We start from the raw sequence: 16,490 nt of genomic DNA on the forward strand, positions 1-16,490 counted from the left end.
TCACCAGCGGAAGCCGGCGGTCACCGCCCGGTGGTCGGAGTCCGGCGTGCGCAGCACGTCGGCCGTGGTGGGCGTGAGGCCGCGGTAGAGCACGTGGTCGGGCCGGGTGACCGGCACCGACGACGGCCAGGTGAAGCCGAAGCCCCGGCCGGCGTCGGCCTGGGCGTCGCCCAGCAGCCGGGTCAGCGGGGTGAAAACCCGGTCGGTGGTGGCGGTGTTCAGGTCCCCGAGCACCAGCAGCCGGTCGGCGCGGTCGGCGCGCACCGCCCCGGCCAGGGCGCGGACGGTCTCGTCCCGGGTGGCGGTGTCGCCGGCCCGGGCCGATCCGAGGTGCACCACGTAGACCGTGAGGTCGCCCCGCGGGGTGGCGACGACCGCCCGCAGCGCACGGGTCCAGCCCAGCCCGGTGTCCACTCCGGCGGAGTCCCGGATGGGGTAGCGGCTCCACAGCGCGACGGTGGAGACCGCCGCGCGGTGCGGGTAGCGCTGCCGCAGGTCGGCGGCGAGCCGGCCGGCGTCGTCGACCTCCTGGAGCGCGAGGAGGTCGACCCCGGCCTCGGCGAGCGGGGCGACCGTGCCGGCGGGGTCGGGATTGCCGGCGCGCAGGTTCTGGCTGGCCACCCGGATGCCGGCCGGACCGCTGCCGGCGGCAGGGGGCAGCCAGACGCCGGCGTACATCAGCGCCCAGACGGCCGCCGGGAGCGCGACGGCCACCAGCGCCCGCCGGGAGCGGCGCAGCAGCGCGGCCAGGGCCAGCACCGGTACGCCGAGGCCGAGCAGCGGCGTCGCGCTGTCGAGCAGGCTGCCCAGGCCGCGCACGTTCGGCACCGCGCGGTGGCCGGCCAGCACCGCCGCCAGCAGGACGGCGAGCAGCACCAGGACGAGTCCGCGCCGGTCACCGGGGCGGTGCGCGGCACCGCGGACGGGCTCGTCGATCATGCTGTCGGTCACCGTCCGAATCGTACCGAGTCGCCGCCGGAGCGGCGGCGACAACACCTCGACCGCCGGTGACCTGGGCGTCCGCCGCGCGGTGGGCCGGCGGGTCGGCGGTACGGTCGGCAGCCGTCGCCCGAACGGAGGAGGGCCGTCGCCCGGGCCCGGACGGGCGACTCGCGCCGGATTCCTCCGGTTGTTTCCGACATCAAGGATAAGTAGGACTGGCGAGGTCGGCGCGGTTCCTGACCGACCGCCGGTAATGCCCGGTCGGATTACCGCAAATTGTGGCGCATGCCACCAATGACCCCGATGGCAAGCGGCGGTGGGCTCTCTAGCCTCGGCGGGTGCTTGCCGACGACTCCCCCCAGCAGCAGCCGCCCGAAACCCGACCGCATACCCGTACGGTCGATGCCGCATCGGGCGAACGGCGGATCGGCCGACACCGCGCTCCGGAGCCACCCCGACGCGGAGCGCGAGCCGCACTGGCCTCCACCCCGGCCCGGGTGGCCCTGGCCGGGGGCGTGACCTGCTGCCTCGGGCTGGTGGCGTTCGCCGGCGCGCACGACCCCGCCCCGCGCGGGACCCCGGTCAGCGAGGTGCTGGCGGACCGGGCCGAGGCCGCCGACCGCGCCTCCCGCTCGCTGGACCGGGGCGCCTCACCCATCGCCGTCCCGGTCACGCCGATCCCCACGGCCAGCCCCAGCCCGTCGGCCACCCGGCAGGCCACGCCGAAGCCGAAGAGGCCGGCCAAGCCCCGGCGGCCCCGGCCGGTCGCCGGCCTCACCCAGGCGCAGATGGACAACGCCAAGGTGATCGTGGACGTCGGGGTGCAGCTACAGGTGCCCCGGCGCGGCCTGGTCGTCGCCATCGCCACCGCGATGCAGGAGAGCAACCTCTACAACCTGGCCAGCGACGTGCTGCCCGAGTCGTACGACTATCCGCACCAGGGCAGCGGCTCCGACCACGACTCGGTCGGGCTGTTCCAGCAGCGCCCGAGCAGCGGGTGGGGCACGGTGGCCCAGCTGATGCGTCCCGCGTACGCGGCCCGGGCGTTCTACACGGCGCTGGCCGAGGTGCCCGGCTGGCGGGAGATGAGCGTGACCGCCGCGGCCCAGGCCGTGCAGGTCTCGGCGTTCCCCGACGCGTACGCCCAGCACGAGCAGCGGGCGACCACGGTGGTGGCGGCGCTGACCTGAGCCCCCGTCGGCGCGCTCAGGCCACCCGGGTGCCCGGTTCCGGCCGCTGCGCCGTCACCTCGGGCGCGCCGGCGGCCGCCCGGGTCGCGGGCACACCACCCGTGGACGCGGCGGCGGTGGGCGTGTCGGCCGGCACCGCGTCGGCGGCCACCCCGGCGAGGAGCTGGTCCACCCGGGCCTCCCGACGCCGCCGCTCGTGCAGCGCCGCCTCGAACTCGCGGCGGGCCTGCACCGCCTCGGCGTACACCCGCTCGCGGAGCTGCCGGGCCTCCTCGCGCGCGGCGTCGAGCTCGCCGCGGGCCTGCGCCAGGATCTCGGCGGCCTCCCGCTCGACCGCCGAGGCGGCGCGGCGGGCCGCCGCCGCGGCGTCGTCCGTCGGCGAACCCTGGCGGTCGACCAGGCCGCGCAGCAGGGTCGCCTCCTGCCGGATCTGGTCCCACTCCCGACCGGCGCCGGCGGCGACTTCCGCCCGCGCCGCGAGCCGGGTCAACCGGACTCCCAGCTCGTCGAGGCAGGAATCGACCTGCCGCTGGTCGTAGCCGGTCTCAACGACGGAGAACCTCATACTGTCGCCCCCCAGGCAGCTGGTACGTCTTTCCCCAGGTTCGATCCTCGCGGCTGCCGGTCGGCGCCGAGGATGTTCGGGAAAAATGTTCAGCAACTGAGCGCCGGCCCGGGGCCGGGGGCACCGGGCAGGTCAGGAACGCTTGGGGAGCACGACCACCCGACCGAAGAACTCGTCGATGCGGCGGACCACGTCGTTGAAGTCGTCCAGGTCGATCGGCTTGGTCACGTACGCGTTGGCCTGCAGCGTGTAGCTGCCGACGATGTCGGTGTCCGCGTTCGAGGTGGTGAGCACCACGATCGGAATGGTCCGCAGGTCCTCGTCCTGCTTGACCTCGCCGAGCACCTGCCGGCCGTCCATCCGGGGCATGTTCAGGTCGAGCAGGATCACGTCCGGGCGGCGGGCCTCGGTGTGCCGACCCTCGCGGCGGAGGAACTCCATCGCCTCCTGGCCGTCGCTGACCACGTCGATGACCTTCTCGATCTCGGAGTCCTCCAGGGCCTCCTCGATCATCAGCACGTCACCCGGGTCGTCGTCCACGACGAGGATGCGGACGGGGTTCGCGGCGCCTTGGCCCATGGTGTACCTGTCTCATCTCGGGCGATGGGGACCGCACGGTCACCCGCTGGCGGGGAAATCTAGCCGATCAGGGGGCGTCCTGCGACGCCGGGTCCGCCGTGTCCGGTTGGTACGCCAACACATCCGCGAGCCCGGTGACCTGGAGCACCCGGTCCACCCGGCCGGTGGCCCCGGTCAGCCGCAGCCACCCGCCGTCGGCGGCGGCCCGATTATCCCCCCGGACGAACGCGGCGATGCCGGTGGAGTCGCAGAAGGTCAGCTCCGCGAGGTCGAGCAGCAGTTGGCGGGCGCCGTCGGCGGCCAGCCGGTCGATCGTGTCGTTGAGCTGACCGACGGTGCTCATGTCCAGCTCGCCGACGAGCCGCAGGCACACACCACCACCAGCCCGCGGGCTGTGCGTGACGGTGAACGTCAACGTCGTCCCTCTCGCTCGCACCGCAGGCCAACCCTTTGCAGTGGAGCAAGTATACGCAGGGTGCCCGACACCGCCGCGATCAGCGCCGGGCGGGGCCGCCGGGCGCGGGGAGGACCGTCTCCCCCAGCGCCAGGAACCGCGCCGCCCGGGGGAAGTCGCGCAGCTGCCGATGGTAGTGGCCGAGGGTCAGCCCGACCGCGGCGGCCGGCACCCCACGGCTGGTCAGGATCTCCACCAGCCAGCCGACGAAGTCGGTGAAGAGCGAGCTGTCGTCGACGTACAGCGCCGCGGCCAGGAAATCGACGATGTACCCGAGGTCGCTGATGGTGGAGTCGAGCTGGGCAGGGGTGTAGTCGTGGACCGACGGCACCCGCTCGCGCAGATCGGCCAACGCGGAGTCGATCAGCTCGCCGCGCCGCTTCACCAGGCTGGCGTACTCGTCGTCGGCGAGGTGCGGCAGCTCGGCCGGGCGGACCCGGCGCAGCGCCCGCTCGTCGGCGACCAGGTCGGCCGCGCTCGGCGCGTCCGGCGCCCAGGCGACACCGAGGGTGCGGGCCCAGCGCCCGTCGTCGCCGAAGCCGCGCCCGCCCACCACCACCGGTACGTCCGAGCGGCGGCAGGCCTCGATCATCCGGTGCGCGTACGGCAGCCGCATCGGCAGCGCGCAGGCCAGGGCGACCGCGTGCGCGTCGTGCCGGTGCAGGTACGACACCAGGTGCGCGGCGGGCACGCTCGCCCCCAGGAAGGTCACCTGCCAGCCGCGCAGCCGCAGCACCTCCGCCACCAGCCGGGGCGGCAGGGCATGCCACTCGCCGTCCATGCAGGCCACCACCACCCGCCCCCGGGTCGGGCGCGGGTTGGCGTGCGCCGCCACGGCGGCCACCACCCGCTCGCTGATGTGGGTCGCCGCGTGCTCCTGGGCGACGCTCCACTCGTTGCGCGCCCACCGCTCCCCCACCTCGGACTGCGCGGGCGCGACCAGGTCGAGCAGCACCCGCTCGGCCGGCACCCCGGCGTCGAGCAGCCGGACGGCCACGTCGATGGCGCCGTACTCGTCGGCCTCCTCCAGCGCGTCCAGGAACTCGGGGTACGCCTGGGCCGGATCGGCCTGGGTGGTGGGGGCGGTCACGAACGGGTCTCCCTCTCCTCGCCGGGGCCGCCCACCTCGGGTACGGCGTGCAGGTGCCGCGGCGGGCGCCCACCGGGGCCGGTGGCGCGCAGCGCCAGCACGGCGATGTCGTCGTGGTCGCCCTGGGCCAGCCAGTCGCAGGTCACCTGCTCGACCCGCTCGGCCAGCGCCGGCGCCGGCACCCGGTGGCAGCCGGTCACCGCGGTGACCAGCCGGTCCTGGCCGAACTGTTCGTCGCCGCGCCGGCCGCCGCGCGCCTCGGTCACCCCGTCGCTGTAGAGCAGGCAGGTCTCGCCCGGGGCGAGCCGGACGGTCACCTCGCCGATGCGCGGGTCCGGCACCACGCCGATGAGCATGCCGCTCAGCGGCACCGTCTCGACCTCGCCGCAGGCGCGCAGCACCAGCGGCGGCAGGTGGCCGCCACCGGCCATCGTCAGGGTGAGGCCGCCGTCGCGGTGCGGGCGGACGACGCCGAGCACCATGGTGGCGAACCGACCCTGGCCGTGCGCCTGGGTGGTCTCCAGCAGCGCGTCGTTGAGCAGCTTCAGCAACCGGCCGGGGTGCGACTCGACCCGGTGCAGCGCCTGCAGGCACTGGCGGAGTTGGCCGGTGAAGACGGCCGCCTCCACGCCCTTGCCGGAGACGTCGCCGAGGAAGAACACCGAGCCGCCGTCGGGGAGCCGGTGCGAGCCGTAGAAGTCACCGCCGATGCGCAGGCTCGCCTGCGCCGGCCGGTACGCCGTGCCCCACTGCACCCCGGCGACGGTCACCGGCTCGACCGGCAACAGGCTGGCCTGGAGCGTGTCGGCCACCTCGGCCTGGTCGCGGTAGAGCACCGCCGTGGTCAGCGCGGCACCGGCCCGGGCGGCGAAGGCGCGGAGCAGCTCGAGGTCGTCCTCGTCGTACCAGCGGGTGGCGTGGCGGGCGACCAGCAGCACGCCGGCCGGCGCGTCCCGGCCGGGCAGCGGGACCACCCGGGCGGCGACCTCGCGGGCCTCCAGCCCCGGCAGCCAGCCGGCCTCCACCGCCTGCTCGACCAACCAGTCGACCGCGTGCGGCTCGGCGCCGCAGAGCCCCTCGGCGATCGCCGTCGGCAGGGCGGTGGCGGACAACATGCCGCTGTCCACGGCCGCCGACTCGTCCTCGCCCCGCGTCGCCCGCCACCAGCGGGCCCGGCCGGCCCGGGGCGCGAGCACCAGGACGGCGACCTCGGCCAGGGTGGGCACGGTCAGCCGCACCACGGCGGCTGCGGCCCGGTCGGGATGCAACGGATTGCCGAGCTTCTCGCCGACGACCGCCAAAAACGCGGAGCGGGCCCGCTCGGCGAGCAGCGCGTCGGCACGGCTGACGCTGTCGGTCACGTCCTCGACGTAGTGACAGCTGCGGGCCCCGGAGAGCGGCACCTGGCGGACCCGGAGCCGGCGTCCGCGGTGGCCGAACTCGCCGGCGTCACCGGTGGTGAGCGCGGCCACGCCGGCGGCGGCCAGCGCCCGGCCGGGGACCACCTCGGGCAGCAGGCGCTCGGCGACGGGACTGAGATGCCGCACCACGCCATCGGCGTCGCAGACGATCAGACCCTCGCGGAAGTGCTCGATCACCTCCGACCAGTCCGGCTCGGCGTGGCCACGGTCGGGCGAGAGCGGCGGCAGCGCCGACCCGGGTCGGCCGGCGACGTCGGACGACCGCGCCGGAGCCCGGGCAGCACTCGGCGTGGGGATCCGTCCGTCGCCCGGGTCCGAGCCCCTGACGTCGGCAGCAGTCACCAGCTGAGCCCCACTCCTCGTGTCGACGCCCACGGTCCAGCGGAAACGGCGGGTATGTTCCAATCTCTGCGCCCCACCCTACGCCGGTGCGCCGGTACCGCCACCCCACGGCCGGGGCGCGACCCCGATCCGCGCCTGCGGGCGGAGCCGGGCGGGTGTTGTTACGATCCGGCAGAAGCACCTGCCCGACCGGCAGCCCTGCGGAAAGGCGTGATCGAGTGCCCCACGGGAGGAAACCCGAGGCCACCCCGCTGAGCCTGGCCGTCGACCACTCAGACCCGGCGGCTCCCGTCATCTCCGTCGGCGGCGATCTCGCCTTCACCACGTCGGGGCCGTTGCGCGCCGAGGTGGACCGGGCCCTCGCCGAGCGTCCCCCGGTCCTCGTGCTGGACTTCGCCGACCTGCTCTTCATCGACAGCACCGGGCTGTCCGTGATCGTCCACGCGTGGCGCGAGGGGCAGCAGGTCGGCACGGCCATCCGGCTGCGCTCCACCCCGCGTTTCCTGGACACCATCCTCGACATGACCGGCGTCACCGGTCTGCTGGCCCGGCCGCTGCCCACCGTCCGGACCGAGGCCGCCGCGGCCGATCTGCCCGGCCGGACCGCCTCCGCCTGAGCCCCGGGCGTTTCCCGGTCGCGCGAAGCTGGGAACATGGGTGCATGCCCAGTCAGCTGTTGTCCATCGAGGTGACCCGGCTCGACGCCGGGGGCGCCCGGCTACGGCTGACCGGTGACCTCGACTTCGACAGCGCGCCGGAGCTGATCGCCGTGGCCGCCCAGGCCCGCGCCGACGGCCACCGGGAGCTGCTGATCGACGTCGCCGGCGTCGCCCTCTGCGACTCCTCCGGGCTCAGCGCCTTCGTGGTGATCGGCCGCGGCGGGGCCGGGCCGGTCCGGCTGACCGGCGTCAACCCGCAGCTTCAGCACCTGCTGGACCGCACCGGGCTCGCCGAACTGCTGGCGGTGGAGCACCCGCCCGCCGTCGGCGACGAGGCGCGCGAGGCGGGCTGAGGGAGCCGCTCCATGGTCGGGGTGGCCCCCGACCCTGGGACCAGGGGTCGGGGGCCGGGAGGATGGTCTAGGTGGCCACGGCCGGTTGCAGGCGCGGCCCGTGCTCGCGCAGGTCGGTCGGTGACGGTGGTTCGGCGTCCTCCGGGCGACCGGAATCGGGCGTCTGGAACAGGTACCGGACGAAGTTCCCACCGACCTCGTTGACGTCCGATCCGGGCCACTGGCCGGCGCAGTCCATGCCCACCACCTCGCGGCCGGAACCGTCGGTCTCCTCGACCAGTGCCCACAGACTCACCGGGTAGCACCGGGTGGCCTCCGGGCCGACCTGCCACCGGGAGTACCAGCCGGGTCGGGCGGGGACGATCTCGACGATCCTCTTCATGACGACCTTCCCTTCCGCGTTCCTCGGAAGACCTCCGGTCCGCCCCGATCGTGCGGCCCGGGCGGGTGAGCGTCCCTCACCCCCGGCGAGTGAACCCGCCGACCGGGTTCGGCCCGTTACCTTCCGCCGGGCGGTGGGAACGCGACGGCGGACGAGGCGAACCCCGACAGGAGCGAGGTGCCACCATGCGCAAGCAGATGGAGGGCGACAACCAGCGCCGCCGGGCCCTGGCCCGCGACGCGCGCCGGCAGGGTCGACAGCCGAGCGAGACCGGCACCAGCCTGAGCGCGTCGAAGCAGCTCACCAGCCTGGACCGGGGTCGACGGTCCGGTCCCCCGCCGGCCGGCCGGCACAAGCCGGACACCACCCGGGGCGGGCCGGCGCCGCCGCCGCCGGCGGTGGCCACCGCGACCCGGCCCCTGCCCGACGCGGGGCAGGACAGCCGCGTGCAGCCGATGGGCTACCGCGAGCTGGTCGACGACGTCGGCCGGCGGGCCGGGGTCGACTTCGCCACCGCGAAGGTGGCCGCGGAGGCCACGGTGCTGACGCTGGCCTGGGCGCTGGACGAGGCCGAGCGGCAACGGCTGCTCCAGGCCGTCCCGGTGAAGTTGCACGACGTGGTGCCGGTCGACGGCATTGAACGGCACCAGGACCTGCCGGGCTTCCTGGCGGAGGTGGGTCGGATCAGCCGGCTCACCCCGGAGCAGGCCCGCTACCAGGCGGAGGCGACCCTGGCCGCGCTGGCCGACCACGACGGCGACCTGATTGAGTCGCTGGACGTGCCGGACGGGCTGCGTGACCTGCTCACGCCGCCGGAACCCGGCGGCGGCCTGGTCGGCGCGCGCCGCGCCGCCGCACCGCTGACCGAGGCGGAGCTGCGGGCCGCCCTGGCGGACCTGCCCTACTGGTCCAGTGACCGCCAGTCGCTGGTGCGGACCATCGAGCTGCCCCCGGGCAACCTGGACCGGGTGCTCGACCGGCTCGACCAGCTCCGGGTGGACACCGGCCGCGGACCGCAGATCGGTCGCCCCGATCCGGACAACGCGGTGCTGACCGTCCGCAGCCGTAGCGCCGACGCGGTGACCGCCGCCGACGTGGACCTGGCCCATCAGGTCGACGACGCGATCGAGGAGGTCGGCGCGGGCATGGCGAGTGGCTGAGCCGACCGAAGGCCGGGCCGGTGGGCGGTGCGCCCGCCGGCCCGCCATGGGGGCGCGCGTCGCCCATGATCGGGTAGCGACAACCGACACGACACGCCGTCGCGAGTGACGGAAAACCTCACCCGATCATGGACCACCCCACCACCACGGCTAGCGTGCCGGCATGGACAGCGAGGCGGACGACCGGCTGGAGCTGGTCGTCGACCCGGCCCGCCGGACCGGACGCACGCTGCTCGCCGGCGGCGTCGCCCAGTCGTACGTGGACGTCGCCGACCCTCGCCACCTGCACTTCGAGTACGTCCGGCGGATGGCGACCCTGGTCGACCTGGCCGCGCCGCCGGGGCTGCCCCGTGCCGTCCTGCACCTGGGCGGCGGCGCGCTGACCCTGCCCCGGTACGTGGCGGCCACCCGCCCCGGCTCCGCGCAACGGGTCGTCGAACGCGACGCCGCGGTGGTACGGCTGGTCGCCGAGGAGCTGCCGCCGGTCCCGGAGGTGGTGGTCGAGGTCGCCGACGCGCGGAACGCGGTCACCGCGTCGGCGGTCGACGGGTACGACCTGGTGCTGGCCGACATCTACCGGGCGGCGCGGATGCCGGGGCACGTGGCCGGCGTCGAGTTCGTCGCCGAGGTCGCCCGGACGCTACGTCCCGACGGCGTCTACCTGGTCAACGTCACCGATCTGCCGCCACTGGTCTTCACCCGGGTGCAGGTGGCCACCCTGCGTGCGGTCTTCGCCGACGTCTGCCTGGTCGCCGACCGGCGGATGCTGCGCGGCCGCCGGTACGGCAACGTGGTGCTGGCCGCAGCACACCGTCCCGGCCGGCTCCCGGTGCGCCGGCTCGCCACCCGGGTGGCCGCCGACCCGGTGCCCGGCGGGGTGCTGCACGGGCCGGACCTCGACGCGTTCGTCGGCGGAGCCCGCCCGGCGACCGACGCCACCCTCGGGTTTCCCGGCCCCAGAGGCGGGTAGCCGCCGGGTTTCCCGGCCCCAGGCCCGGGTAGCCGCGCCGGATGAGCACCGCCCACGACCGGTCCACCGCCCGCAGCTCACTGATCGTCATCGGCCTGGTGCTGGCCACGGCGCTCGGCCTGGCGCTGCTGTGGACCACCCGGCGGATCCTCGTCTGGATCCTGATCGCCGCGTTCTTCGCGGTGGCGCTGGCCCCGCTGGTCGACCTGCTGCAACGCCGGCTGGTGCGGCGCCGGGCGCTGGCCACGCTGCTGGTCTTCCTCGCCGCCTTCGTCCTGCTGGCCGGGGTGGCCGCGCTGATCCTGGTGCCGCTGCTGGACGAGCTGGGCCGCTTCGTCGACCGGGCCCCGGAGCTGCTGCGCGAGGCCCGCGCCGGACGCGGCCCCCTCGGCCGGTTCCTGGAACGCGTCGGGCTGCTCGGGTACGCCCGGCAGCACTCCGACCAGATCCAGCAGTACGGCGGGCAGCTGCGCCAGCCGGCGGTCGGGCTAGTCCGGGGCGTGGCGGAGACCGTCGCCGGCCTGCTGACGATCATCGTGCTGGCGTACCTGATGGTCCTGGAGGCGCCGCGGATCAGCCGCAGTGTGCTCGGCCTCGTCGGGGACGGCCCGGCGCTGCGGCTGCGTCGGATCGGCCGGGAGAGCTCCCGCACCATCACCGGCTACCTCAGCGGGAACCTGCTGATCAGCCTGATCTGCGGCGTCCTGACGTACCTCGTGCTGCTCCTCACCGGGGTGCCGTTCGCCGCGGTGATCGCGCTGCTGGTCGCGGTCGCCGACCTGATCCCGCTGGTCGGGGCGACCCTCGGCGCGATCGTCGCGGCGGGGGCCGCGTTCCTGCACTCCCCCACCGCGGGCGTGGTGGTGCTGGTCTTCTTCGTCGTCTACCAGCAGGTGGAGAACCACCTGCTGCAACCGGTCATCCTCGCCCGGGCGGTCCACCTCAATCCGCTGACCGTGCTGGTCAGCGTGCTGCTCGCCGCCGAGCTGGCCGGGCTGGTCGGTGCGCTGCTGGCGATCCCGGCGGCCGGGATCGGGCAGATCCTGCTGCGGGAGTTCGTCCCCACCGGCGACCGCGAGCTGCCGGCTCCGACCGATCCGCGGGCCGGCCCGGCCGACCGCTGAGGTCGGCCGGGCGGGGGCGGGTCAGCGGCGGACCGGCACCTCGGGCGACGAGCTCTCCAGCGGTACGGCGTGCGCCGGCACCAGCCCGAGCTGGGTGGCCGAGCGGGGCAGCGCGGCGTCGAGCACCCAGTCCGCCCCGACCCGCGTCCGGTTGCCGGGCATCGCCAGCAGGTGGTAGCCGCGGGTGACCGCCTTGGCCGGCAGCCCGGACAGGGACACCTTCAGCGGGTTCGCCGCGGCGTCCTTGCCACCCAGGTCGACCACCCAGCCGAGGTCGTAGTGCTTGTACGGCTTGCGCCTGCCGTGACCGTACGAGGCGGCGATGTTCAGCGCGGCGAGCTTGCCCTGCCGCTGCGCGTGCTGCGCGGTCATCGCGCAGATCTGCCCCGGCCGGGTCAGGTCCGGCACGGCGGCGGCGTCGCCGCAGGCGTACACCTCGGGGAACCCGGGGACGCTGAGGTACTCGTCGACCACGAGCCGGCCCCGCTCGGTGCGCAGCCCCAGCTCGGCGACGAACGGGTCGGGGCGTACCCCGACGCACCAGACGAGCGTGCAGGTCGGCACGTACTCGCCGTCGGTGAGCTTCACCCCGTCGGCGGTGGCCTCGGCGACCGAGGTGCCCATCCGTACGTCGACGCCGCGCCGGCGCAGCACCCGGTCGGCGGTGTCGGACATCCGCCTGTCCAGCTCGGGCAGCACCCGGGGGGCCACGTCGAGCAGCATCCAGCGGGGCCGGACGTTGAGCCGGGGCCGCTGGCGGCGCAGCGCGTCGGTGAAGAGCTGCCCGTGGGCGGCGACCTCCGTGCCGGTGTAGCCGGCACCGACCACCACGAACGTCGACCGGGCCCGCTGTTCGGCCGGGTCCTCGGCCTGCTCGGCCAGCTCGATCTGGCGGATCACGTGGTCGTGCAGGTAGACGGCCTCGGGCAGGCCGCGGAACCCGTGCGCGTACTCGGTCACCCCGGGGATCGGCAGCAGCTTGTTGACGCTGCCCACGGCGAGCACCAGCCGGTCGTACGCGATCTTGCCCTGGTCGCCCTCGGGCTGGGTGAAGCCGACCCAGCGATTCTGCAGGTCGACCCGGTCGGCCTCGCCGACGACGACCCGTACGCCGCGGAGGGTGCCGGTGAGCGGCACCGAGATCCGCCTCGGCTCCACGACCCCGGCCGCCACCTCGGGCAGCAGCGGCAGGTAGAGGAAGTAGTCGGTGGAGTTGAGCAGCACGATCTCGGCCCGGTCGCGCGCGACCCGGCTCAGCGTCTTCGCCGCGTGGTAACCGGCGAACCCGGCCCCCACGATCACCACACGAGGTTTCGTCATGCCCGCTCCCGTTCCCGTCGACCCGCCCGACAAACGTGCCCGCCGGGGCCCCGACCTGCGCGGGGGCACGGCGGCAGCGCGCCGGGGGCCGCGACCTGAGCGGCGGCAGTGCGGCCGGGGCGACCGGCGCGGCGGCAGCGCGGGTCGGTCAGGCGTCGCTGAGGCGGACGTACCCGCTGCGCCCCACCGCCTCGATCTCCCAGCAGTGGCCGAAGGCGCGGACCCGCTCGCTGGCGATCCGTCCGATCTCCGCGGGGATGTCCGGGTTGATCGACAGCCGCCCGTCCACGGGCTGGAGGTCCAGCATCGCCCGGACCAGCGCCAGCGGGGTGCCGGCCGCCCACGCCTGCGGGCTGCACGCGGTCGGGTAAGGCACGGCGAAGAGCAGGCGCTCGCGGTCGAACCCGCTCATCGCCTCCGGCAGCCGGTAGTCGAACTGCTCGGCGGCCTCGATCAGGGCCACACAGATCCGGTTGGCCTCCTCGCGGTAGCCGTAGCGGACCAGGCCGAGGGCGGCCAGAGAGTTGTCGTGCGGCCAGACGGTGCCGAGGTGGTACCCGAGCGCGTTGTAGAGCCGCTCCTCGCGGGACAGGGTGCGGATGCCCCAGCCGGAAAACATGTCGTCGGACATCAGCTGGCGGACCACCGCCTCCGCGCGATCGGGCGGGACGATGCCGCTCCACAGCAGATGCCCCATGTTCGAGGTCTTGGAGTCGATCCGGTTCTTGTCGCCGTCCAGGCCGACCGCGTAGTAGCCGCCCCGCTCCGGGATCCAGAAGTCGCGGTTGAACCGCTCGTACAGGTCCGCCGCGTCGGCACGCAGCCGACGGGCCAGGCCCCGGTCGGCCAACGGCCAGTCGGCCAGCTCGGCGAGCCGCATCTTGGCGTCGTACGTGTAGCCTTGCAGGTCGCAGGTGGCCACCGGCAGCACGGGGATGCGCCCGTCGGCGAAGCAGACCCCGTCCGGCGAGTCCCGCCAGCACTGGTTGCCGAGCCCCTCCGGCGAGCGGGTGGCGTACTCGACGTAGCCGTCGCCGTCCCGGTCACCGTACTCGTCGATCCAGCGCAGCGCGGCCAGTGCGTTGTCGCGCAGCAGCCGGACGGTCTCGTCGTCGCGCGACCACCGCCAGTACTCCGAGAGCAGGATCAGCCAGAGCTGGGTGGCATCGGCCGTGCCGTAGTAGGGCCCGTACGGCTTCGCGCCGGTGCGGGTCAGCTCGCCGCTGCGCACCTCGTGCAGGATCTTGCCGGGTTCCTCGTCGGTGAAGTCGTCGCACCGGGTCCCCTGCAGCCGGGCCAGCCCGAGCAGCGCGCCCTTGGCCAGGGCCGGGCCGGCGACCAGAGTCTGGTACGCGGTGATCAGGGTGTCCCGGCCGAAGACGGTGAGGAACCAGGGCAGCCCGGCGCCGGGCAGCATGATCCGCTGTCCCTTGACCTCGAGGTCGAGTCGGAGCGCCGACATGTCGTCCCGGGAGCGCCGGGCGATCCGTTCCAATGCCGGGTTGTCGCTGGTCAGCACCGCCCGCTCGACCGTCCACCGGCGCAGCGGGTCGTCCGCCCGCCGGTGGATGACGTCGGCGATGTCGCCCCGGACCGGCTCCACCACGCCGAGCCCAGGCGGCAGGGGCACGTGCAGGTCGACCTTCCAGCTCTCGCGCGACTGCAGCGTGAAGTCCCACACCAGCTCGTCGCCGTCGAGCCGGTCGGCGGGCACCGAGCACCGGACGCGGGTCTCCGCGCCGAACCCGTCTCCGACGTAGGAGAAGCACAGCTCGCCGGGCTGGTGGTCGCGGGTGATGCGCGCGGAGCGGTCCCGCACCACGGATTTCACCTCGAACAGGTCGGCGAAGTCCGCGGCGACCGCCAGCCGCAGCTGCATCCGGACCGGTTCCGGCCGGAAGGAGAACATCTCCACCCGCTCGTGGAAGCCGTCGCCGACGTAGCGCAGCCGCCGGATGCCCAGGCTGTCCGGGGGCAGGCCGGGCAGCTCGGGGTTGGTCAGCACGTACTGCGCCGAGTAGTGGTCGATGGTCTCGGCGCGCAGCACCAGCAGCCGGGCGCCGTTGATGGTGAGCACCCATCCGCTGAGCAGTCGGGTGTCCAGGTGCACCAGGCCGCCGATGCTGCCCGGCGGCACGTCGCCGCTCTGGTCGGAGTACATGAAGGTAGGCCCGCTGAGCACCGCGAGCGAGCCGGGGCCGAGCTCCGGCGGCATGGCCCGCTGGTTGCCGGCCTCCCGGGCCGCGGTGCGCACACCGGGGGTGGGGTCGGCCGGGGTGGGTCGCACGGCAGGCATGTCACCCACCGTAAGAACGCCGAGGTGGGCCGGCATCACCCGCACCGGGTGAATCCAAACTATCCACGACGGTAGATATGGACAGATTCCCCATCCGGTGACGAGGATGCCGTCATGGGAGCACATGAGAGCACCGGCGACCGGCCCACGAGGTCCACCCGCCGCACCTTCCTGTCCGCCTCCGCCGTCGCGACCGCCGCCACCGTCGCCGTACCGCTGACCACCGGGACCGCGGCGCAGGCCGCCCGGCCCGCCGGGCCCGGCGACCCGGCCCGACCTCAGACCCCGGACCGCGAGCTGCGCGCCCTGCTGCGGGAGGTGGACCGCGACCGGATCGAAGCCATCGTCCGCCGGCTCGCCGCCTTCGGCACCCGGCACACCCTCTCCCGCCAGGACGACCCGGTCCGGGGCATCGGGGCCGCCCGGGACTGGATCTTCGAGCAGCTCTCCGGGTACGCCGCCGCCTCCGGCGGCCGGATGACCGTGGAACTCCAGTCCTACGTGCAGGAGCCGGCCCCGCGCATCCCGGTCGCCACCCGGATCACCAACGTGGTCGCCACCCTGCGCGGCGACGTCAGCCCCAACCGGGTCTATGTCGTCACCGGTCACTACGACTCGCGGGCGACCGACGTCATGGACGCGGTCAGCGACGCCCCGGGCGCGGACGACGACGCCTCCGGCGTGGCGGTGCTGATGGAGCTGGCCCGGGTGCTGGCCACCCGGCACAGCGAGGCGACCATCGTCCTGGCCGCCGTCGCCGGCGAGGAGCAGGGCCTGTACGGCTCGGCGTACCTGGCGAAGCAGCTCAAGGCCGCCGGCGTCGACGTGCAGGGGATGTTCAGCAACGACATCATCGGGTCGAGCACGGCCGACGACGGCACCCGCGACCCGCGCGCCGTCCGGCTCTTCGCCGAAGGGGTGCCGACCGCGGAGACCCCGGCGGAGGCGAGCACCCGGCAGTCGGTCGGCGGGGAGAACGACTCCCCGTCGCGCCAGCTCGCCCGGTTCGTCAGCGACGTCGCCGAGAACGGCGCCACCGGGATGCGGGTGCGGGTGATCTACCGGCGGGACCGCTACCTGCGCGGCAGCGACCACATCTCGTTCCTGCGCGAGGGTTGGCCGGCCGGCCGGTTCACCGAGCCCAACGAGGACTTCGCCCACCAGCACCAGGACGTCCGGCTGGTCGACGGCGTCCAGTACGGGGACCTGCCGGAGTTCTGCGACTTCGACTACATCACCCGGGTCGCCCTGGTCAACGGCGCGGTGCTCTGGTCGCTCGCCCAGGCGCCCGGCACCCCGAAGGGCGCCACCATCGTGACGACCAACCTCACCAACGACACCACCCTGCGCTGGCAGCGCGGCGACGAGCCGGACCTGGCCGGGTACGAGGTGGTGTGGCGGGAGACCACCGCCGCCGAGTGGCAGCGGGTGATCCCGGTCGGCGACGTCACCGAGGTGACCGTGGACCTGTCCAAGGACAACGTCTTCTTCGGCGTGCGGGCCGTCGACCGGGACGGCCACCACAGCCCGGTGGCGTTCCCCCGGCCGGGAAGCTGACCGGTTCGGTGGCGCTTCGCGGGGCCGGCGTCCGGCGCGCCGGCCCCGCGCGCGTCGCGGTCGCCGCGGTGGCAACCTCCCGACAC

The 16,490-nt window shown here is 74.6% G+C and carries 16 protein-coding genes; 7 read left to right on the top strand and 9 right to left on the bottom strand.

Features of this window, described 5'->3' with window-relative positions; all coding sequences use genetic code 11:
* Positions 1–951 (bottom strand): endonuclease/exonuclease/phosphatase family protein, encoded by a 951-nt coding sequence (locus FHX75_RS08035; RefSeq protein WP_246157779.1) that lies wholly within the window; start codon positions 949–951, stop codon positions 1–3.
* Positions 952–1,280: 329 nt separating this feature from the next.
* On the opposite strand from FHX75_RS08035, the gene FHX75_RS08040 reads away from it, so the two are divergent.
* Positions 1,281–2,132, top strand: coding sequence for a hypothetical protein (locus FHX75_RS08040; protein WP_170285312.1), 852 nt, complete (start codon positions 1,281–1,283; stop codon positions 2,130–2,132).
* A 16-nt stretch (positions 2,133–2,148) separates the two neighbouring features.
* Here FHX75_RS08040 and FHX75_RS08045 read toward each other — a convergent pair whose 3' ends face one another.
* The 5 genes from FHX75_RS08045 to FHX75_RS08065 all read right to left on the bottom strand — a co-directional run bounded on the left by FHX75_RS08045 (position 2,149) and on the right by FHX75_RS08065 (position 6,583).
* Positions 2,149–2,697 carry an ATPase gene (locus tag FHX75_RS08045; RefSeq protein ID WP_154937695.1) on the bottom strand — a complete coding sequence of 183 codons (549 nt, stop codon included), beginning with the start codon at positions 2,695–2,697 and terminating at the stop codon, positions 2,149–2,151.
* Between the two features lie 132 nt (positions 2,698–2,829).
* Positions 2,830–3,276, bottom strand: coding sequence for a response regulator (locus tag FHX75_RS08050; RefSeq protein WP_154937697.1), 447 nt, complete (start codon positions 3,274–3,276; stop codon positions 2,830–2,832).
* A gap of 67 nt (positions 3,277–3,343) precedes the next feature.
* Entirely contained in the window at positions 3,344–3,649 is a 306-nt protein-coding gene (locus tag FHX75_RS08055) for an STAS domain-containing protein (protein WP_246157781.1), read from the bottom strand.
* A gap of 121 nt (positions 3,650–3,770) precedes the next feature.
* Positions 3,771–4,820: a cobalamin B12-binding domain-containing protein gene (locus tag FHX75_RS08060; protein ID WP_154937701.1), complete on the bottom strand. Its 1,050-nt coding sequence runs from the start codon at positions 4,818–4,820 to the stop codon at positions 3,771–3,773.
* Entirely contained in the window at positions 4,817–6,583 is a 1,767-nt protein-coding gene (locus FHX75_RS08065; RefSeq protein WP_154937703.1) for a PP2C family protein-serine/threonine phosphatase, read from the bottom strand. The genes FHX75_RS08060 and FHX75_RS08065 overlap by 4 nt, the downstream gene beginning before the upstream one ends.
* 218 nt (positions 6,584–6,801) lie before the next feature.
* On the opposite strand from FHX75_RS08065, the gene FHX75_RS08070 reads away from it, so the two are divergent.
* A complete protein-coding gene (locus FHX75_RS08070) occupies positions 6,802–7,200 on the top strand; it encodes an STAS domain-containing protein (protein WP_246157782.1) in 399 nt (132 codons plus the stop codon).
* A gap of 44 nt (positions 7,201–7,244) precedes the next feature.
* Positions 7,245–7,595, top strand: coding sequence for an STAS domain-containing protein (locus FHX75_RS08075; RefSeq protein WP_154937705.1), 351 nt, complete (start codon positions 7,245–7,247; stop codon positions 7,593–7,595).
* A 67-nt stretch (positions 7,596–7,662) separates the two neighbouring features.
* Here FHX75_RS08075 and FHX75_RS08080 read toward each other — a convergent pair whose 3' ends face one another.
* Positions 7,663–7,977 carry a hypothetical protein gene (locus FHX75_RS08080; RefSeq protein WP_154937707.1) on the bottom strand — a complete coding sequence of 105 codons (315 nt, stop codon included), beginning with the start codon at positions 7,975–7,977 and terminating at the stop codon, positions 7,663–7,665.
* 185 nt (positions 7,978–8,162) lie between these two features.
* On the opposite strand from FHX75_RS08080, the gene FHX75_RS08085 reads away from it, so the two are divergent.
* The 3 genes from FHX75_RS08085 to FHX75_RS08095 all read left to right on the top strand — a co-directional run bounded on the left by FHX75_RS08085 (position 8,163) and on the right by FHX75_RS08095 (position 11,231).
* Positions 8,163–9,137, top strand: coding sequence for a DUF2267 domain-containing protein (locus FHX75_RS08085; RefSeq protein ID WP_154937709.1), 975 nt, complete (start codon positions 8,163–8,165; stop codon positions 9,135–9,137).
* A gap of 163 nt (positions 9,138–9,300) precedes the next feature.
* Entirely contained in the window at positions 9,301–10,107 is an 807-nt protein-coding gene (locus FHX75_RS08090) for a spermidine synthase (RefSeq protein WP_154937712.1), read from the top strand.
* A gap of 41 nt (positions 10,108–10,148) precedes the next feature.
* A complete protein-coding gene (locus FHX75_RS08095) occupies positions 10,149–11,231 on the top strand; it encodes an AI-2E family transporter (RefSeq protein WP_154937714.1) in 1,083 nt (360 codons plus the stop codon).
* A 21-nt stretch (positions 11,232–11,252) separates the two neighbouring features.
* Here FHX75_RS08095 and FHX75_RS08100 read toward each other — a convergent pair whose 3' ends face one another.
* Both FHX75_RS08100 and FHX75_RS08105 read right to left on the bottom strand, forming a co-directional pair.
* On the bottom strand, positions 11,253–12,551 hold the full coding sequence (locus FHX75_RS08100) for an NAD(P)/FAD-dependent oxidoreductase (protein WP_154937716.1): 1,299 nt from the start codon (positions 12,549–12,551) through the stop codon (positions 11,253–11,255).
* 148 nt (positions 12,552–12,699) lie between these two features.
* Positions 12,700–14,847: an amylo-alpha-1,6-glucosidase gene (locus tag FHX75_RS08105; RefSeq protein WP_154937718.1), complete on the bottom strand. Its 2,148-nt coding sequence runs from the start codon at positions 14,845–14,847 to the stop codon at positions 12,700–12,702.
* Between the two features lie 114 nt (positions 14,848–14,961).
* Here FHX75_RS08105 and FHX75_RS08110 point away from each other — a divergent pair, with 114 nt between their 5' ends.
* Positions 14,962–16,404 (top strand): M20/M25/M40 family metallo-hydrolase, encoded by a 1,443-nt coding sequence (locus tag FHX75_RS08110; RefSeq protein WP_154937720.1) that lies wholly within the window; start codon positions 14,962–14,964, stop codon positions 16,402–16,404.
* Positions 16,405–16,490: the final 86 nt, after the last annotated feature.

The organism is Micromonospora palomenae, from assembly GCF_007829925.1.
In the GTDB taxonomy this organism is placed as follows: domain Bacteria; phylum Actinomycetota; class Actinomycetes; order Mycobacteriales; family Micromonosporaceae; genus Micromonospora; species Micromonospora purpureochromogenes.